Source organism: Phenylobacterium sp. (assembly GCF_036821595.1).
Classification (GTDB): Bacteria; Pseudomonadota; Alphaproteobacteria; order Caulobacterales; family Caulobacteraceae; genus Phenylobacterium.
Genome location: NZ_DAISJG010000015.1, coordinates 63,752 through 81,545, shown reverse-complemented (window position 1 = coordinate 81,545; position 17,794 = coordinate 63,752). Strand labels below are relative to the sequence as shown.

Sequence of the window (17,794 nt, the reverse complement as noted above, 5' to 3'; positions counted from 1 at the left end):
AGGAGGAGGTGGACGTGGTCCGCGGCCGCGAGACGCGGCGCCTGCGGGTGCGCGCAAGCCACAGCGACGATGGCCCGGTGCTGACCTTCGACGACATCACCCGGCTGGTGACCGCCCAGCGCAACGCGGCGTGGCGCGACGTCGCCCGCCGGATCGCCCACGAGATCAAGAACCCGCTGACCCCGATCCAGCTCTCGGCCGAGCGGCTGCGCAAGAAATACCGCAAGGACATCGCCGAGGCCGAGCTGGAGACCTTCGACCGCTGCACCGACACCATCGTGCGGCAGGTGGAGGACATCGGCCGGATGGTGGACGAATTCTCCGCCTTCGCCCGGATGCCGGCGCCGAAGTTCGCCGAGCAGGACGCCGCCGAGCTGGTCCGGGCGGCGGTCTTCGCCCAGCGGGTGGCGAGCCCGGACCTGGAGGTCGCGCTGGAGGAGCCGGCGCCCGAGGTGCTGGTGCTGGCCGACGGCCGGATGCTGGCCCAGGCCCTGACCAATGTGCTGAAGAACGCCGCCGAGGCGGTGACCGCCCGCAAGGCGCGCTCGCCCCGGCTCAAAGGGCGGATCACCGCGCGGCTGATCTCCGACGAGGCCGGCGTCGCCTTCGAGGTGGAGGACAACGGGGTCGGCCTGCCGGCCAAGGACCGCGACCGCCTCACCGAGCCCTATGTGACGACCCGCGAGAAGGGCACCGGCCTCGGCCTCGCGATCGTGAAGCGAATCCTGGAAGACCATGGCGGCGAGCTGGAGCTCACCGACGCCCGCGGCGGACAGGGGGCCCTGGCCATCCTGCGCCTGCCGCCGGGCGCGCGCGTGAAGCCCAAGCCCGCCGCCGAGGCCATGACGGCATGAGGACCTAAGCGTATGGCGGCAGACGTTCTTGTGGTCGACGACGAGGCGGACATCCGCGACCTCGTGGCGGGAATCCTCACCGACGAGGGCTACGCCGTGCGGACGGCCAACGATTCGGAATCGGCGCTCGCCGCCTTCCGCGCGCGCAGGCCCGCCCTGCTGATCCTCGACATCTGGATGTCGGGCGGCGGCATGGACGGGCTCGAGCTGCTCGACATGGTCAAGGCGCTGGACCCGGACCTGCCCGTGGTGATGATCTCGGGCCACGGCAACATCGAGACCGCGGTCAGCGCCATCAAGCGCGGGGCCTACGACTTCCTGGAGAAGCCGTTCAAGTCCGACCGCCTGCTGCTGGTGATCGAGCGCGCCCTCGAGGCGGCCAACCTGCGCCGGGAGAACCGCCGGCTGCGGGCCCAGGCGATCACGCCGGAGGGGCTGATCGGCCGCTCGGTGCCCGCCCAACAGCTGCGGCAGATGATCACCAAGCTGGCCGGCGCGAACAGCCGGGTGCTGATCTCCGGACCGCCGGGCTCGGGCAAGGAGACGGTGGCGCGGCTGATCCACGCGGCGAGCCCGCGGACCCGCAACGAGTTCGTGGCCATCAGCGCCGCCGGCATGACGCCGGAGCGCATGGACCTGGAGCTGTTCGGCGAGGAGGGCGAGGGCGGCCGCCCGGCCAAGATCGGCGTGTTCGAGCGGGCCCACTCGGGCACCCTCTACCTCGACGAGGTGGCGGACATGCCGCGCGAGACCCAGAGCCGCATCCTGCGGGTGCTGGTGGAGCAGCGGTTCCGCCGGGTGGGCGGGGATTCCGACGTCCAGGTGGACGTCCGCGTGGTCTCCTCCACCTCCCGCGACCTGCGCGAGGAGATCGCCGCCGGCCGCTTCCGCGAGGACCTGTTCCACCGCCTGAACGTGGTGCCGGTGAACGTGCCGGGGCTCTCCGAACGGCGCGAGGACATCCCGGAGCTGGTGGAATATTTCATCCAGCGGATCTGCGAGGCGACCGGCATGCCCAGGCGCAAGCTGGCCGACGATGCGCTCGCCACCCTGCAGGTGCGCGCCTGGCCCGGCAACCTGCGCCAGCTGCGCAACAATGTGGAGCGGATGCTGATCCTGGCCTCGGGCTCGCCGAACGATCCGATCACCGCCGACATGCTGCCGGCCGAGGCGACGGTGAACGACAGCCCGTCGTCGATCGGGGCCGAGCGGATCATCGCGCTTCCGCTGCGCGAGGCGCGCGAGGTGTTCGAGCGGGAGTATCTGAACGCCCAGATGCTGCGGTTCTCGGGCAACATCTCCAGGACCGCGGCCTTCATCGGCATGGAGCGCTCGGCCCTGCACCGGAAGCTCAAGTCGCTGGGCCTGTCCGGCGGCCGGCAGCTCGAGGAAGAGGCGATCTGATGGGGCGCATCGCCTATGTGAACGGACGCTTCGTCCCGCACGGCGAAGCCGTGGTCCACATCGAGGACCGGGGCTACCAGCTCGCCGACGCGGTGTACGAGGTCTGGGCGCTGTTCGACGGCAGGCTGGCCGACGCCGAGGGGCATTTCGCCCGGCTGGAGCGGAGCCTCTCGGAGCTGTCGATCCCCATGCCGATGAGCCGGCGGGCGCTGACCATCGTGCTGAAGGAGGCGGTGCGCCGCAACCGGGTGCGGGACGGGCTCGTCTACCTGCAGGTCAGCCGGGGCGTGGCGCCGCGCGACCACGCCTTCCCGGCCGGCGAGGTGCGGCCGGCCGTGGTGATCACGGTCAAGGCCGTCGACCGCGCCGCGGCCGAGGCCCGGGCGGCCAAGGGCGTCAGCGTGGTGACGACGCCGGAGAACCGCTGGGGGCGCTGCGACATCAAGACCGTGGGCCTGCTTCCCAATGCGCTGGCCAAGCAGAAGGCCCGCGAGGCCGGCGCGGCCGAGGCCTGGTTCGTGGACGAGCTGGGCTTCGTCACCGAGGGCGCCTCGTCCAACGCCTGGATCGTCGACGGGGAGGGGCGGCTGCGCACCCGCGACACCAACGCCAACATCCTGCGCGGCGTCACCCGGCTCACCCTGCTGGACGTGATCCGGGAGGAGGGCCTGCAGGTGGACGAGCGGCCGTTCACGCCCGACGAAGCGGTGGCGGCGCAGGAGGCGTTCATCACCGGCGCGGGGACGCTGGTGCTGCCCGTGGTGGCCGTGGACGGCCGGCCGGTGGGAAAAGGTGAGCCCGGCCCGGTGGCGACGAGGCTCCGTCGTCTCTATATCGAGCGCGCCCGGGCGACCGCGATCTGAGCATCACGGACGCGATTGCGCCTGTCGCGATTTCGGGCCAGCGTGACTTTGCGTGTGTGGGCGGCGCGTGGCCGCCCGATGAAAAGAAAAGAGGCGAAAAGCCAATGAGCGACAAGAAACAGAACCTGCAGGACACCTTCCTCAACAGCGTGCGCAAGTCCAAGACGCCGCTGACCATCTTCCTGGTGAACGGTGTCAAGCTTCAGGGCGTGGTGAGCTGGTTCGACAACTTCTGCGTTCTGCTCCGTCGCGACGGGCAATCCCAGCTCGTCTACAAGCACGCGATCTCCACCATCATGCCGGCTCAGCCTGTGCAGCTGTACGAGCCGGCCGAAGACGAGACAGATTGAGCGCCTCCAAATCCGTTGACCGCCAGGCGCCCGTCCAGGGCGCCGTCGTCATCCATCCCGACCGCGAAGGCCGCGGCTCCGCCAGGGACGCCGAGACGCGTCTCGAGGAAGCCGTCGGCCTGGCGCTCGCGCTCGACCTCGAGGTCCGCGAGACGGCGATCGCGCCCCTGCGCAAGCTCACCCCCGCCACCCTGTTCGGGAGCGGCAAGGTCAAGGAGCTCGGCCACCTGATCGAGGCGGTCGAGGCGTCGGTGGCCGTGGTGGACGACGCGCTGACGCCGGTCCAGCAGCGCAACCTCGAGAAGGCCTGGGGCGTGAAGGTCATCGACCGCACCGGGCTGATCCTGGAGATCTTCGCCCGCCGGGCGCGGACCCGCGAGGGCCGCCTGCAGGTCGAGCTCGCAAGGCTGACCTACGAGCGCTCGCGCCTGGTCCGCACCTGGACCCACCTGGAACGCCAGCGCGGCGGCTTCGGGGTGATGGGCGGCCCGGGCGAGACCCAGATCGAGACCGACCGGCGGCTGCTGGCCGAGAAGATCGGCAAGCTGAAGCGCGAGCTGACCGAGGTGCGCCGGACACGGACCCTGCAGCGGTCCGCCCGCCGCCGCGTGCCGTACCCGACGGTGGCGCTGGTGGGCTACACCAACGCCGGCAAGTCGACGCTGTTCAACCGGCTGACCCAGGCCGAGGTGGTGGCCGAGGACATGCTGTTCGCCACCCTCGACCCGACGCTGCGGATGCTGAAGCTGCCCGACGGGCGGCCGGCGATCCTCTCCGACACCGTGGGCTTCATCTCCAACCTGCCGCACGAGCTCGTCGAGGCCTTCCGCGCCACCCTGGAGGAGGTGCGCGAGGCCGACGTGGTGCTGCACGTGCGCGACATCGCCAGCGAGGAGAGCGACGCCCAGGCCCAGGACGTGCGCACCGTGCTGGAGCGGCTCGGCGTCGACATGGACGAGCGCCGGATCCTGGAGGTCTGGAACAAGGTCGACCTGCTGCCCGAGGAGGACCGCGCGCGCGTCGAGGGCGACGCCCGGCGGGCCCATCCGCCGGCCGTGCTGGTCTCGGCCGTCACCGGCGACGGCTGCGACGCCCTCCTGAGGGAGGTGGCAGCCCTGGTGGACGAGGCGCCGCCGGTGGACGTCTATGCGCCGGCCGGGGAGGGCGCGGCCATCGCCTGGCTCTACCGCCACGGCCGGGTGATCGAACGCAACGAGGGCAAGGACGGCAGCGTCCGGCTGGCGGTCAGCCTGACGCCCCAGGCGCTCGGCCAGTTCGAGCAGCTGTTCCCCACGGCCGAGGTCCGCGGCCACTGAGCCGCGGACCTCGCAGGCCGCCTAGAAGGCGGTCGTCAGGCTGACCTGCACAGTGCGCGGCGGCCCCGGCCGGAAGCTCGCCGGCGTGTTGGTCGTGGTGTTGATGGTGCCGAGGTAGTCCTCGTCGGTGAGGTTGTCGACGTTGACCCGGACCTTGATCTCCTCCAGCGGGCCCCAGCCGAAGCCGTCGCCCAGGTCCACATAGGCGTTCCAGACGGTGTAGCCCTCGGTCTTCTCGGTGTTGGTGAAGTTGGTGAAGCGGTCCGAGATGTGGCGGGCCGAGACGTTGATGATCGCGCCCTCCACCGGCTCGAAGGTGACCCCGCCCTGGAACAGCCACTCCGGGAAGTCGGGGACGCGGTTGCCGGCGATCGTGAAGGCGGCGAAGTTGTCCTTAAATTCCGAGAGGTTGTAGGACAGGTTGGCGTTGAAGTAGACGCGGCCGCCGAGGAGCTCCGGCTTCCACTGGCCGCTGAACTCGGCGCCCTTGGCCTCCACCCCGCCGACGTTCTGGAAGAAGGTCTCGGTCGTGGTGGAGCCCGGCACCGGCGAGGCGAAGGCCTGCAGCCGGTTCTCGAAGCGGGTCTTGTAGAGCACCAGGGAGGCGTTGAACGTCGGCTGGTTGGTCCGCACGCCCACCTCCCAGTTCTTCGCGGTCTCGGGGTCCGGCGCGGGCGGGGCGGGGCTGGCGGCCGAGAAGATGTCGTCCGCGCCGCGGGGCAGGGCCATGTTCTCCGAATAGGAGGCGAAGACCTGGTCGCGGCCGGTGACCGACCACACCGCGCCCACCTGCGGCAGGAAGCCGTCCTCCCAGCTCTTGGCGAGCTTGGGCCGGCGCTGGGCGATGTAGTCGCCGGGGTTGCGGAAGCCCTCGATGGAATAGTCGATGGAGAGCGCCTTGAAGCCCAGGTCGAGCTTCAGCCGGTCGTCGAAGAGGGCGATGGTGTCCTTCAGGAAGAGCTGGACGGTGTCGCGCACCGAGACGTAGTCGCGCTGCAGGTGGACGGGCTCGTCCAGCAGCGGCGCGCCGTCGGGGTGGCCGTTCTCGACGTTGTAGCGCGCCTGGGTGCGGTGATAGTCGTCGTTCTCCACCCAGACCCCGGCCGAGAGCGTGTTGATCCCGATCCGCCAGTCGGCCCGGGCGTTGACCCCCTGGCGCGTGCCGTCGGGCACGGAGAGGCCGTACTGGATGCCGCGCGGGGCGGTGAGGCCCGGCACGACGAGCCGCTCGGCGTTGTGGCTGGAGAGCGAGGTGGCGTAGGCCTCGGGCGAGACGCCGTAGCCGCCCTTGTCCTCGTAGTAGGCGGCCGCCACCAGATCGATGGCCTCGGTGGGCGCGAGGCGGAGCGTCAGGCCGTAGAGGTGGTCCTTCCGGGCGTTGACGGCGAACTTGTAGTACTGGTTGTAGCCGGCGTTGGAGAACGGGACGTTCGGCGCGGTCGCCAGCGGCGGCAGGGTCGGCACATAGCCCAGGTAGGCGAAGTTGCGCCCCGAGCGGCTGAACAGGTCGCCGGCGGTCCCGGCGTACTGCGCCTTGGTGATCGACGGGCTGTCGAAGTCGAAATAGTCGTTGTGGACGGTCTGGAACATCAGCTCGCCGAGCCCGAAGCGCCAGCGGATCTTCCCCTCGATATGGGTCCGGTCGATCGTGCCCGGGCCGCGCCACAGGTCGCCGCGGATGCCCGACGCGCTGACGAAGGCCGAGACGCCGGCGTGCTCGCCGGTGTCCAGCCGCAGGAAACCGCGGCGCAGGTCGTCGGACCCCACGGTGGCGCTGAACAGGCCGCCGGCCTCCTCCTCCGGCGGGCGGGTGATGTAGGAGACGATCGGCCCCAGAGAGGCGTAGCTGGCCAGCGAGACGTCACCGGCCCCGGACGAGGCGGTGACCCGGGCGAGGTTCTCGTTGTCCACGTAGCGGTAGATCGGGCTGCCGCCGAACTGGTCTGACCGGCCCATGGGGATGTCGTCCAGCAGGAAGCCGATCTGCTGGAAGTTGAAGGCCCGCACCGAGACCGAGTTGCCGAACTCGTACATGCCGAGCGCGTCGTTGGCCTGGACGTTGAAGCCCGGCAGGCTCTCCAGCATCTTCAGGCCGGTGATCCCGGCCGGGGCCGAGAGCAGGGCCTCGCGGGTGATCGAGACCGTGGCGGTGGCCTCGTCCGTGCCGATGGCGACGCTGGCCTCGGTGAGGCGCGAGCCGGTGACCACCACCTCCTCCACGTCGGCCTGTCTCGGCTGGGCGAGGGCGGGCCCCGCCAGCGCCAGCATGGACGCCCCCAGCAGGGTGGCGCGCAGCCCCCGGCCCGCGGCCGCGGATCGTTCGAACGACAGCATGATCTTGGTACCCCCTCGTCGCCTTTTCGGCTGTTGGGGTCAGGGTCGGGGCCTGTCGCTGCGTCGGGGAAGCGCCGGGACGCGGACGGGTTTCATCATCCGGCGAAATGACTGCGAAACGCGCAGACGCGGGGGCGTTCAGCCCTTTTCGGCGACCTTCGCCTCGTCCCAGAGGGCGTCCATCTCGGCGAGGTCGGACTGGTCGGGCGTCCTGCCGCGCTCGGCGAGGCGCTGCTCGATGTAGCGGAATCGGCGGGCGAACTTGGCGTTGGTGAAGCGCAGCGCGTCCTCGGGGTCGACGTCGAGGGTGCGGGCGAGGTTGGCGACCACGAACAGCACGTCGCCCATCTCCTGTCGGGCCTTCTCCAGGTCGCCGGCGGCGACCTCGACCTCCAGCTCGCGGACCTCCTCGTGCAGCTTCTCCAGGACCTCCTTGGCCGAGGGCCAGACGAAGCCGACGCCGGCGGCGCGCTTCGAGAGCTTCACGGCGCGGGTCAGCGCCGGCAGGCCGACCGGCACGTCGTCCAGCAGGCTCTCCGCGCGGCCCTTCCCTTCGCGCTCCTGGGCCTTCAGCTCCTCCCAGCCGGCCTTCTGGTCGGCGAGCGAGGCGTAGGTCTCCTGGCCGAACACGTGGGGGTGGCGGCGGACCATCTTGTCGTTGATCGCCCGGGCGACGTCCTCGAAGTCGAAGGCGCCCTTCTCCTCGGCCATGCGGGCGTGGAAGACGACCTGCAGCAGGAGGTCGCCCAGCTCCTCCTTCAGGTCGGCGAGGTCGTTCCGCTCGATGGCGTCGGCGACCTCGTAGGCCTCCTCGACCGTATAGGGGGCGATGGTGGCGAAGGTCTGCTCCACGTCCCAGGGGCAGCCTGTCTCGGGATCGCGCAGACGGGCCATGATCGCCAGCAGGCGGTCGATGGGCCGCAGGTCGCCGGACGGGGCGGAGGAGGTCATCTGGAGATCCCGGAGAAACGCGAACGGCGCGCGGCGATGAGACCGCGCGCCGTCCTGTGGCGCAAGTATCGGCCGGCCGCTAGCGCTGGGCGACGACCCGGCGGCCCTGGCTGAGGTTCCGGGCGAAGCGGTCGAAGGTGTGTTCCGCGTCGGTCCAGATCCAGTTGGCCCAGGTCTGGCGGATGTCGGTCTCGTACCAGCGGTAACGGAGCGGGGTGACCGCGCCGTCCGCGGCGACGGCCTGGCCCTCGATCGCGGCGCCGCCGATGCCGAAGCTCTGCATGGAGAGGCCGGGCGTGTCGGACATCTGCTTGAAGGTCGGCCGGTTCGGCACCGCGTCGGTCAGCACGAGCTCGACGCGGCCGTCCTCGTAGGCGCCGGTGCGGGCGAGCTCGCGCTCGACGTCCTCGCGCAGGTGCTGGGCGAGGCGGTCGACGTCCTTCACGCCGTAGGTCTTGACCGCCTTCTCCCGAAGTTCGGGCCCGATGGTGACCGAGACGCTGGCGGGCGCGGCGAGCGCCGCGGCGCCGCTGGCCAGCAGCGCGACGGTGGCGATGGCTAGAGTGCGCATGGGAGGCTCCCGATGATGTACAGTAAAAACTTAACACAGACCTTCGCGCCCGTCACGCGCCGTCTCCGGTCAATATAGGCGCGGAATCGGCGCACAGTAGCGGCCATGCGCTCCGTGCCCGGCCCGTCCCGACCCGCCGATCGCCGGGGAGGGCGGTGATGCGCCCGCGCTGGCTCGTGGCCTCGGGGCTGGGCCTCGGGCAGATGCTGGCCTTCGGCACGACCCTCTACCTGCTGACGGTGCTCGGCCAGCCGATGAGCGAGGACACCGGCTGGCCGCTGCCGTGGATCTTCGGAGGCATGTCGGCGGGCTCGCTGGCCGGGGCGGCGGTGGCGCCCAGGGCGGGCCGGTGGATCCGCAGCCACGGGGGCAAGCCTGCGCTCAGCCTGTCTTCCATCCTGTTCGCGGCGGGGCTGCTGACCATCGCCGCCGCGCCGCACCTGGCGGTCTATTTCGCGGGCTGGGTGGTGATCGGCTTCGCCATGCCGCTTGGGCTCTACGACGCGGCGTTCGGCGCGCTGGGCCGGCTCTACGGCCTGGAGGCGCGCAAGGCGATCACCATGGTCACCCTGTGGGGCGGCTTCGCCAGCACCAGCTTCTGGCCGCTGAGCGGCCTGCTGGTCACCGAGGTGGGCTGGCGCTGGACCTGCGCCATCTACGCGGCCGTCCACCTGGCGATCGCCCTGCCGATCTACCGCTGGCTGCTGCCGGACGCCGAGCCGGCGGCCGGGGCAGGGGGCGGCGCGGGGGCGAAGGCCGACGCCCATGGCCTCTCCCGGGCCGCCCGGACCGCGGTGGTGGTCCTGGCCTTCCTGCTGATGTTCGAGGTGCTGGTGGCCAACATCATCTCGGTGCACCTGGTGACCATCCTGCGCGAGCGCGGCCTGACCCTGGCGGCGGCGGTGGCGCTGGGCGTCTTCATCGGGCCCTCGCAGGTGAGCGCCCGCTTCGGCGAGTCGCTGTTCGGGGCGCGCATCCACCCCAGCGTGACGATGATCGTGGCCGTGGGCGCGATCACCGCGGGCGTCGGCCTGCTGCCGGTCCTGCCGACCTCGGCCGCGCCCCTGGCCCTGATCGCCTACGGGGCGGGGATCGGACTGGTCTCGGTGGCCCGGGGATCGCTGCCGCTCTACCTGTTCGGGCCGCTGGAGGCGCCGGCGGTCTCCGGCCGGATCGGGCGGCCGGTGCAGATCACCGCGGCCTTCGCCCCCTCCATCGGGGCGCTGATGCTCTCGCAGCTCGGCGCCACCACGACGCTGTGGCTGCTGGCAGCCCTGTCGGCGGTGAGCGTCGCCGCCGCCGTCGTCCTGCGCCGGCTGGCCGGGCGCCTGGAGGCCGAGACGCGATTCAGCTGACGAACATCAAGCGGGCGCCGCAACACTGCAAACCACAGAGCAGTACTTGATCAATTCAGTACTGATGTGGGGAGATATCAGTATCTCACTCTCCAATTACTGAGGAAATTAAATCCGCGAAAACTTCCTTCCGATACCGACGTCGCCAGCAGGAGGGGCGAGGGCCCTTCGCGAGATCACTGGACCGACGTCATGGCGCTCACACTCAAGCTCAAGCTCCGCATCCTCTTCGTGGCGGTGACCCTGGCGTTCGCCGCCTCGGGCCTGTTCGCGGCCTACCAGCTCAGCGTGCTCAACCAGGCCACCCAGGCGATGACGCAGCGATGGCTGCCCCGGGCGCGGATCGCCGAGCAGCTCAACACCACGCTGGCCAACTACCGCGTAGTGGAGGCCCGCCACGCCATGGCCGACACCGACGCGCTGCGGAAGACGGCGGACGGCCAGATCGTCGGCTTCGCCGGTGACGTCACCCGGCTGGTCGGCGAGTACCGGACCCTGCTGCGGCCGGGCGAGGACGCCGCAAGGCTCGATGCGTTCGAGCGCAACTGGGCCGACTACCGGCGCGCCAACGAGGGGATGCTGATCGCCTCCCGCGCGGCGCAGAGCGACCAGGCCGAGGCCCTGTTCCGCGAGGCGCGGCCGCGGTTCATGAAGCTCTCCAAGGACCTCACGGCCCTGGCCGGCGAGGAGGCCGCCAAGGCCGGGGCGCAGGCCGCCGCGGCGACGCGGATCTACCAGGGCGTTCGCGCCATCATGATCGCCGTGGTGGCGGTGATGGTGCTGGGGGCGGTGGGCGCGGCGCTCTACTTCGAGCGGGCGGTGACGGCGGTGCTGGTGCGGCTGGCCGAGCTGATGCGGCGGCTGGCGGGCGGCGACTACGGCCTGGAGGTGGAAGGCACGGCGCGGCCCGACGAGATCGGCGAGATGGCCCGGGCCGTGGAGGTCTTCCGCACGAACGGCCTGGAGGTGAACCGGCTGCAGGGCGAGACGGAGAGCCAGCGGGCGGCCACGGAGGAGGAGCGGCGGCGCAACGAGCGCACCCGCGAGGCGGCCGCCCGGGCCCAGGCCGAGGTGGTGGCGGCGCTGGCCGCGGGCCTCGACCGGCTGTCCGGCGGCGACCTGACCTGCCGCATCGAGACGGCGTTTCCCGAGGAGTACGAGGACCTGCGGCGCGACTTCAACGCCGCCATGGACAAGCTGCAGGAGACCATGGTGGTCGTCGTGCAGAACACCACGGCGATCGGCTCAGGGGCCGGCGAGATCAGCCAGGCGGCCGACGACCTCTCCAGGCGCACGGAACAGCAGGCCGCGAGCCTGGAGGAGACCGCCGCGGCGCTGGACGAGATCACCGCCACGGTCCGCAAGACGGCCGAGGGCGCGAGCCACGCCAACGCCCTGGTGGGCCGGGCGCGGGCGGACGCGGAGCAGGGCGGGGCGGTGGTCGGCCGGGCGGTGGAGGCCATGGGCGGCATCCAGGCGTCGGCCGGCCAGATCGGCCAGATCATCGGGGTGATCGACGAGATCGCCTTCCAGACCAACCTGCTGGCCCTGAACGCCGGGGTGGAGGCCGCCCGGGCCGGGGACGCCGGCAAGGGCTTCGCCGTGGTCGCGTCGGAGGTGAGGGCGCTGGCCCAGCGCTCGGCCGACGCGGCGAAGGAGATCGAGGCCCTGATCCGGGCCTCCACGGCCCAGGTGGGCGAGGGGGTGGAGCTGGTTGCGGCCACCGGCCAGGCGCTGGAGCGCATCGTGGCCCAGGTGACCGAGATCAGCGGCATCGTCGGCGAGATCGCCGCCTCGGCCCAGGAGCAGTCCACCGGGCTCCACCAGGTCAACACCGCGGTCAACCAGATGGACCAGGTGACCCAGCAGAACGCCGCCATGGTGGAGCAGAGCACCGCGGCGAGCCATGCGCTGGCCCGGGACGCCGAGGGGCTGGACCGGCTGATGCGGCAGTTCAACACCGGGAAGGGCGGCGCGACGCCCGCGCCGGCCCGGCGTGCGGCGGCGGCCGCGCCGCGTTACGCTTCCGGGGCGGCGACGGCGCGCAAGCTGGCCGTGGTCGGCGAGGAGGACGCCTGGGGCGAGTTCTGACGCCGGCTCAGCGCAGCCGGTAGTGCACGGTGGTGACGACGCGCACCTTCTTGAACACCTGGGAGTTGGATTCGTAGCCGACCTCGTCGCGGCCGAGGATCTCGAAGGAGCCCTGGGTGGCGGAGCGGATCGGGCCGAGCTTCGCGCCGGAATCCCGCGCGAACTGCTCGGCGCCGGTGCGGGCGCTGGCGGTGGCCTCCGCGATCATCGCGGGGCGCACGTCGTTCAGCTTCGTGAACAGGTAGGACGGGCCGGTGAAGTCCTGCAGGACCACGCCCTGGCGCAGAAGCTGGTCGAGGCTGCGGGTGGTGGCCTGGACGCGGTCGACGTTGGCTGTGCGCACGATGACGGTCTGGGCGACCCGGTAGCGGGCGCGGATGTCCTGCGGCTGGTACTCGCGGGCGTACTGGTCGGTGACCTCGAGCCGGCCGAGGTCGACCTCGGCGTTCGTGTAGCCCTGGGCCGCGAGGAAGCGGCGCACGGCGGCGAGGTCGGCGTCGACGTCGGCCTGGACGGCGGTGAGCTCGTCGCCGGCGGCGGCGAAGCGCAGCGGCAGGACCGCCAGGTCGGACTTCACGATCCGCTCGGAGAGGCCGCGCACGGTGACGCTGCGGTCGCCGATCCGGGCGTTCTCCACGCCCTTGCCGACGAAGGCGCCGCCGGCCGCCACGCCGATCGCCAGGAGACCGCCGGCCACGGCGGCGGGAACGAGGAGATTGTCGGCCATCGGGCCCTCCGGAGCTTCAGGAGGGGATTACGGCGGCCAAGCTGTCAATTCGCTGAACGCCCATGTCCATTCTTCGCCTAAGGAAGATTATCGGAAATATCAGGCGGGCAGTCCGAAGCCGCCCACGGGCTCGGTCTCGAAGCGCTCCCCGAAGCCCGCGATGATCGGACGCGCCTTCGAGATCGCCGCCTGCACCGCCGGAAGCTTCAGCGAGGCCTGGTGGCTGGCGGCGCTGTCCCACACCTCGGTGATCCAGATGGCGTCGGCGTTCGTGGGATCGCGGGCGACGACGTAGCTCAGGCAGCCCGGCATGGCGCCCGCGCCGTCCATGAGGATCACGGCCAGAGCGTCGCGCTGGCCCGGCTGCGCCAGCATCCTGCCGATCAGGCCGTACATCGGGGTCTTCTCCTGGGCCACGGCGGCGCCGGCGACGCCCAGCGCCGCGGCCCCCACGACGAATCCGCGCCGTTCCATCTGCATGGCGCAAGCCTAGCCGTTAACGGCCGTCGGCGGCAGCCGGAGTTCGCCGCTCTCGATCCGCGGCGGCGTCCCGATGGCGACGTTCAGTCCTGAGGCCGCTCGGCGCGGACCACGAGCACATCGCTCGGCGCGGTATCGATGATCCGCGGCCCGTTGCCCCCGATGACCATGTGGAACAGCAGACGGCGCTCGTGGGCGCCGATCACGGTCAGGTCGGCGCCGCGCTCCATCACATAGGCTGCGATCATGGCTTCCGGCGGCCCGTGCTCGATGAGCGGAAAGATCCGCTGGCGCTGTTCGGGACGAAGGTCCGCCTCGTCCAGGAACCTGCGCAGCGTCGACGACTCGAGCTCTCCGAAATCGCGGCCCAGCGGCGTGTCGAGCATGTACCCCCGATACGGCAGTTCGTAGGCGTGCATGACGGCCATGGCGGCGTCAGGAAGAAGACGGCCGGCCATTTCCAGGCCACACCTCGACTCGGGCGAGAAATCCACCCCCACAAGGAGGTGCTGGTACGGCCCGTTGGGCCGGCGTTTCACGACCAGCACGGAGGCCGGCGACCGTCGGAACAGCTCGTGGACCGTGCGGCCCACGCCGCCGATGCCGAATGCCCGGTTGCGGCCGAGCCCGATAACCACGAGATCGGCGGCCTCACGCTCCATCGTGGCGAGGATCACCTGTATGGCGGGCCCCTCCTCCACGATGACGCGCAACCGGGGGCATGGTCCCCGGACATCCTCGCGGATCTGCCGTTCCACGTAGGCCACGGGGTCAGGCGGGCCGCGCCAGGACGGCAGGCCCTTATGTTCCGGCAGGTCGAGGCCAGCCCCCTCGATGGCGTGGACCACGGTGAGTTCGGCGTCCCACTGGCCGGCAAGTTGCGTCGCCCGGTCGAGCGCACGGTCGCCGCGACCGCTGAGGTCCGTGGCCAGCAAGATCTTCCGAGGTGGAACCAGCGTCGCGGACTGATCCATCATGTGCTGAGTCATCACAATTCGCCCGACTTGAGAGAAACGGGCCAAGATCCAAGAATTTCTAGGCCATTTATCTATGTCTCCAGACTATACCTTCAACACACCTTCACGTGAAGCCGTCCCGGAACAGCGTTTTCCGTGCCGCGGCAATGGCTTGTCGCAAACATTTCTTCGCCGGCGATGGAAAGCCGCAGCTTGAAGGTAGGGCGCGAAACCGGGAGGATACGCCCGCGGCCGAACGCGGCCGGCCACGGGAGCAGGAGGGTCGCCGGTGACAGGGACGGAAGTGCTGCTCGTCCTCCTGCTCGCCGCGCCTTTCGCCGCAAGCCTGGGAGCGGCGATGCTCCGGCCACACGCGCGGAACCAGGCTGCGGCGCTGGCGATCGCAGCCATGGCCGCCGGTCTCGGCCTCACCATCACCCTGTCGGGCGAGATCTCGGGAATCCAGGCGACCCGGCTGTTCATCCCCTGGGCGCCCAGCCTCGGCCTCGACTTCCGCCTGCTGCTGGACGGCTTCCGCTGGATCTTCCTGATGCTGATCTACGGCGTCGGGCTGCTGGTGTCCGTCTACGCGCGCTACTACATGTCGCCGGCCGATCCTGTGCCCCGCTTCTACGCCCTGCTGCTGGGGTTCGCAGGGGCCATGGTCGGCGTGGTCCTGTCGGGCAACGTGATCCTGCTCGTCGTCTTCTGGGAGATGACGAGCCTCCTCTCCTTCCTGCTGATCGGCTACTGGCACCGCGGGGCCGCCGCCCGGGAGGGCGCCAGGACGGCGCTGATCGTCACGTCCGCGGGCGGCTTCTGCCTGCTCGCCGGCCTGCTGCTGCTCGCGCGGATCGCCGGCAGCCACGACCTGGAGGCTATCCTGGCTTCGGGCGACGCGATCCGCCGCAGCCCGCTCTACGGACCGGCCACCCTGCTGATCCTCCTGGGGGCGTTCACCAAGAGCGCGCAGTTCCCCTTCCACTTCTGGCTGCCGCAGGCGATGGCGGCCCCTACCCCGGTCTCCGCCTACCTGCACTCGGCGACCATGGTGAAGGCCGGCGTGTTCCTGCTCGTGACCCTGTGGCCGGTGCTGTCGGGCACGGACCTCTGGTTCTGGACCGTGACGACCGCCGGCCTGGTCACGCTCCTGCTGGCCGCCTTCCTGGCCATCCTGCAGAACGACCTGAAGGGCGTGCTCGCCTACTCGACGATCAGCCACCTGGGCCTGATCACCTTCCTGCTCGGCCTGGACAGTCCCCTCGCCTGCGTCGCGGCGATCTTCCACATCGTCAACCACGCGATCTTCAAGGCCTCGCTGTTCATGGCCGCAGGCGCAGTGGACCACGAGGCCGGCACGCGGGACATGCGCCGGCTGGGCCAGCTCGCGCGCTTCATGCCGGTCACCGCCGCGCTCGCCACCGTCGCGGCGGCCGCCATGGCCGGCGTCCCGCTGCTGAACGGCTTCCTGTCCAAGGAGATGTTCTTCGAGGAGACCCTCGCGGCGCGCGGCGGGTCGGTCATGGATTTCGCGCCGACCGTCGTGGCGGTCGCCGCCAGCGCCTTCTCGGTCGTCTATTCGCTGCGCTTCATCGGCGGCGTCTTCTTCGGCAAGCCCCCCCGAAACTTGCCGAAACAGCCTCACGAACCGCCGGCCTGGATGGTGGCGCCCATCGGGCTGCTGGCCCTGGCCTGCCTGGTGGTGGGCGCGCTGCCGGCCGTGACCATGGGTCCGGTGCTGAGGCGCGCCGCCCAGTCGATCCTCGGCGAGCGGACGCCGGACTTTACCCTCTCCGTCTGGCACGGGCTCACGCCGGCGCTGGGGATGAGCGCCCTTGCCATGGCGAGCGGCGTCGCCCTCTACCTGACCTTCCGCCGCCGGCTCCTGGGCTCGCCTGCCATCACGTTCGGGCCCCTGAGCGCGAAGGCGGCCTTCGAGCGTGGCCTGCAGTTCATCTCGGACACCGGCCCGGGGTGGGTCCTGCGGCGGTTCCCGGCCGACCGGCTCCAGCCTCAGCTTGTGATCGTGCTGGCCACCGCACTCGCGGCCGCCCTGGCCGCCCTCGGCGGGCCACGCCCATTCCCCACCGAAGCTCTTTCCTCCGTGGGCCCGGCGTTCGCGGGGCTGTGGCTGATCGGCGGAGCCTGCGCCATCGGGGCGGCCATGGCGGCGAAGTTCCACCGGCTGGCCGCCCTTATCATGGTCGGCGGAGCCGGCCTGATCTCCTGCATCTCATTCGTCTGGCTCTCGGCGCCGGACCTGGCGACCACCCAGCTTCTTGTGGAGGTGGTGACCACCATCCTCATCCTGCTCGGCCTGCGCTGGCTTCCGCCCCGCGTCAGGATGCCGGAGGCCCGCGGGCTGCCGACCCGCCTGCGACGGGTCCGCGACGCCGCCCTGGCGCTGGGCGGGGGCGCGGGCATGTCCGCGCTCGCCTACGCCGTCATGACCCAGCCGGTCGACGGCTCCGTCTCGGGGTTCTTCCTGAGCCGCGCCTACGCCGACGGCGGCGGGCGCAACGTGGTCAACGTCATCCTGGTGGACTTCCGGGCCTTCGACACCTTCGGCGAGGTGACCGTCCTGGCCATCGTGGCCCTTTCCGTCTACGCCCTGCTGCGCCGCTTCCGTCCGAGCCCCGAGAGCATCGCCCCGCTGGAGCAGCGCGCGGGGCAGCAGGCGGCCGAGGCGATGAATGTCGCCGGGGCCGGGGCGCACGCCTTCATGGAGTATCTGCGGGTGCCCGGGCTGATCATCCAGCTGATGGTCCCGGTGATCCTGCTCTTCTCGGTCCACCTGTTCCTGCGCGGCCACGACCTGCCAGGCGGCGGGTTCTCGGCCGGGCTGACGGCGTCCGTGGCGCTGATCCTGCTCTACATGGCCGGCGGCGTCCGCTGGGTCGAAAACCGCGTGCGGGTCCTGCCGGTCCGCTGGATCGCCAGCGGCTTGCTGCTCGCCCTGGCGACCGGTCTCGGATCCTGGGTCTTCGGCTACCCCTTCCTCACGTCCTACTTCACCTACCTCGACTTCGGCGCGCTCGGCCGCACGCCGGTGGCCACGGCGCTGCTGTTCGACCTCGGCGTCTTCGCGGTGGTCGTCGGGTCGACCACCCTGATCCTGGTCTCGCTGGCCCACCAGTCCCTGCGCCGCACCCGCCACGGCCGCCCCGCGGCGGACCCGCCGGACACCGAGACGGGAAGGAACGCCTGATGGAAGTCGTGCTCGCCGCTGCAATCGGCGTCCTCACCGCCTCGGGCCTCTGGCTGATCCTGCGGCCCCGCACCTTCCAGGTGATCATCGGCCTGACGCTGCTCTCCTATGCGGTGAACCTCTTCATCTTCGCCACGGGAGGCCTGCGCATTGGGGCCGAGCCGATCCTAAAGGGCCGGACCGGAACCCTGGCCGAATACGCCGACCCCCTGCCCCAGGCCCTGGTGCTGACGGCGATCGTCATCAGCTTCGCCACGACGGCCCTGCTGCTGGTGGTCGTGCTGGCCGCGCGCGGGCTGACCGGCGCCGACCATGTGGACGGGAGGGAGTGACG

The 17,794-nt window shown here is 70.9% G+C and carries 15 protein-coding genes; 9 read left to right on the top strand and 6 right to left on the bottom strand.

What is annotated here, in order from left to right:
- The 5 genes from V7Z97_RS09980 to hflX all read left to right on the top strand — a co-directional run.
- The coding region (locus V7Z97_RS09980; RefSeq protein WP_334163181.1) for a sensor histidine kinase at positions 1-854 on the top strand (854 nt) is incomplete at its 5' end.
- Between the two features lie 12 nt (positions 855-866).
- On the top strand, positions 867-2,258 hold the full coding sequence (gene ntrX, locus V7Z97_RS09975; protein WP_334163179.1) for a nitrogen assimilation response regulator NtrX: 1,392 nt from the start codon (positions 867-869) through the stop codon (positions 2,256-2,258).
- Positions 2,258-3,121 carry a D-amino-acid transaminase gene (locus V7Z97_RS09970; protein WP_334163178.1) on the top strand — a complete coding sequence of 288 codons (864 nt, stop codon included), beginning with the start codon at positions 2,258-2,260 and terminating at the stop codon, positions 3,119-3,121. The genes ntrX and V7Z97_RS09970 overlap by 1 nt, the downstream gene beginning before the upstream one ends.
- A gap of 104 nt (positions 3,122-3,225) precedes the next feature.
- Entirely contained in the window at positions 3,226-3,471 is a 246-nt protein-coding gene (gene hfq / locus V7Z97_RS09965) for an RNA chaperone Hfq (RefSeq protein ID WP_257818028.1), read from the top strand.
- Positions 3,468-4,787, top strand: a complete 1,320-nt coding sequence (gene hflX, locus V7Z97_RS09960) for a GTPase HflX (protein ID WP_334163176.1) — start codon at positions 3,468-3,470, stop codon at positions 4,785-4,787. Before hfq ends, hflX begins: the two co-directional genes overlap by 4 nt.
- Before the next feature lie 21 nt (positions 4,788-4,808).
- Here hflX and V7Z97_RS09955 read toward each other — a convergent pair whose 3' ends face one another.
- The 3 genes from V7Z97_RS09955 to V7Z97_RS09945 all read right to left on the bottom strand — a co-directional run bounded on the left by V7Z97_RS09955 (position 4,809) and on the right by V7Z97_RS09945 (position 8,643).
- Complete coding sequence (locus V7Z97_RS09955) at positions 4,809-7,121, bottom strand: TonB-dependent receptor (protein WP_334163174.1); 2,313 nt, start codon at positions 7,119-7,121, stop codon at positions 4,809-4,811.
- A gap of 138 nt (positions 7,122-7,259) precedes the next feature.
- Positions 7,260-8,072 carry a nucleoside triphosphate pyrophosphohydrolase gene (gene mazG / locus V7Z97_RS09950; RefSeq protein WP_334163172.1) on the bottom strand — a complete coding sequence of 271 codons (813 nt, stop codon included), beginning with the start codon at positions 8,070-8,072 and terminating at the stop codon, positions 7,260-7,262.
- Between the two features lie 79 nt (positions 8,073-8,151).
- A complete protein-coding gene (locus V7Z97_RS09945) occupies positions 8,152-8,643 on the bottom strand; it encodes a hypothetical protein (protein WP_334163171.1) in 492 nt (163 codons plus the stop codon).
- Positions 8,644-8,801: 158 nt separating this feature from the next.
- Between V7Z97_RS09945 and V7Z97_RS09940 the strand changes: the two genes are divergently transcribed.
- Positions 8,802-9,998 (top strand): MFS transporter, encoded by a 1,197-nt coding sequence (locus tag V7Z97_RS09940; protein WP_334163169.1) that lies wholly within the window; start codon positions 8,802-8,804, stop codon positions 9,996-9,998.
- A 192-nt stretch (positions 9,999-10,190) separates the two neighbouring features.
- Positions 10,191-12,089 (top strand): HAMP domain-containing methyl-accepting chemotaxis protein, encoded by a 1,899-nt coding sequence (locus V7Z97_RS09935; RefSeq protein WP_334163167.1) that lies wholly within the window; start codon positions 10,191-10,193, stop codon positions 12,087-12,089.
- Positions 12,090-12,096: 7 nt separating this feature from the next.
- Here the strand turns inward: V7Z97_RS09935 and V7Z97_RS09930 are convergent, their stop codons facing one another.
- From V7Z97_RS09930 to V7Z97_RS09920, 3 genes are all read right to left on the bottom strand, one after another.
- Positions 12,097-12,816 carry an SIMPL domain-containing protein gene (locus tag V7Z97_RS09930; protein ID WP_334163165.1) on the bottom strand — a complete coding sequence of 240 codons (720 nt, stop codon included), beginning with the start codon at positions 12,814-12,816 and terminating at the stop codon, positions 12,097-12,099.
- A 99-nt stretch (positions 12,817-12,915) separates the two neighbouring features.
- Positions 12,916-13,296, bottom strand: coding sequence for a putative quinol monooxygenase (locus V7Z97_RS09925; protein ID WP_334163164.1), 381 nt, complete (start codon positions 13,294-13,296; stop codon positions 12,916-12,918).
- Positions 13,297-13,379: 83 nt separating this feature from the next.
- Positions 13,380-14,285: a universal stress protein gene (locus V7Z97_RS09920; RefSeq protein ID WP_334163163.1), complete on the bottom strand. Its 906-nt coding sequence runs from the start codon at positions 14,283-14,285 to the stop codon at positions 13,380-13,382.
- Between the two features lie 256 nt (positions 14,286-14,541).
- On the opposite strand from V7Z97_RS09920, the gene V7Z97_RS09915 reads away from it, so the two are divergent.
- Both V7Z97_RS09915 and V7Z97_RS09910 read left to right on the top strand, forming a co-directional pair.
- Positions 14,542-17,460 carry a monovalent cation/H+ antiporter subunit A gene (locus V7Z97_RS09915; protein ID WP_334163162.1) on the top strand — a complete coding sequence of 973 codons (2,919 nt, stop codon included), beginning with the start codon at positions 14,542-14,544 and terminating at the stop codon, positions 17,458-17,460.
- Entirely contained in the window at positions 17,460-17,792 is a 333-nt protein-coding gene (locus V7Z97_RS09910; protein WP_334163160.1) for a Na+/H+ antiporter subunit C, read from the top strand. The genes V7Z97_RS09915 and V7Z97_RS09910 overlap by 1 nt, the downstream gene beginning before the upstream one ends.
- Positions 17,793-17,794 lie beyond the last annotated feature (2 nt).

What these genes read in the sequence shown, in the direction of transcription:
- ntrX (WP_334163179.1), top strand. Translation starts at nt 867, where the DNA reads ATGGCGGCAGACGTTCTTGTGGTCGACGACGAGGCGGACATCCGCGAC.
- V7Z97_RS09970 (WP_334163178.1), top strand. Translation starts at nt 2,258, where the DNA reads ATGGGGCGCATCGCCTATGTGAACGGACGCTTCGTCCCGCACGGCGAA.
- hfq (WP_257818028.1), top strand. Translation starts at nt 3,226, where the DNA reads ATGAGCGACAAGAAACAGAACCTGCAGGACACCTTCCTCAACAGCGTG.
- V7Z97_RS09955 (WP_334163174.1), bottom strand. Translation starts at nt 7,121, where the DNA reads ATGCTGTCGTTCGAACGATCCGCGGCCGCGGGCCGGGGGCTGCGCGCC.
- mazG (WP_334163172.1), bottom strand. Translation starts at nt 8,072, where the DNA reads ATGACCTCCTCCGCCCCGTCCGGCGACCTGCGGCCCATCGACCGCCTG.
- V7Z97_RS09945 (WP_334163171.1), bottom strand. Translation starts at nt 8,643, where the DNA reads ATGCGCACTCTAGCCATCGCCACCGTCGCGCTGCTGGCCAGCGGCGCC.
- V7Z97_RS09940 (WP_334163169.1), top strand. Translation starts at nt 8,802, where the DNA reads ATGCGCCCGCGCTGGCTCGTGGCCTCGGGGCTGGGCCTCGGGCAGATG.
- V7Z97_RS09935 (WP_334163167.1), top strand. Translation starts at nt 10,191, where the DNA reads ATGGCGCTCACACTCAAGCTCAAGCTCCGCATCCTCTTCGTGGCGGTG.
- V7Z97_RS09930 (WP_334163165.1), bottom strand. Translation starts at nt 12,816, where the DNA reads ATGGCCGACAATCTCCTCGTTCCCGCCGCCGTGGCCGGCGGTCTCCTG.
- V7Z97_RS09925 (WP_334163164.1), bottom strand. Translation starts at nt 13,296, where the DNA reads ATGCAGATGGAACGGCGCGGATTCGTCGTGGGGGCCGCGGCGCTGGGC.
- V7Z97_RS09920 (WP_334163163.1), bottom strand. Translation starts at nt 14,285, where the DNA reads ATGACTCAGCACATGATGGATCAGTCCGCGACGCTGGTTCCACCTCGG.
- V7Z97_RS09910 (WP_334163160.1), top strand. Translation starts at nt 17,460, where the DNA reads ATGGAAGTCGTGCTCGCCGCTGCAATCGGCGTCCTCACCGCCTCGGGC.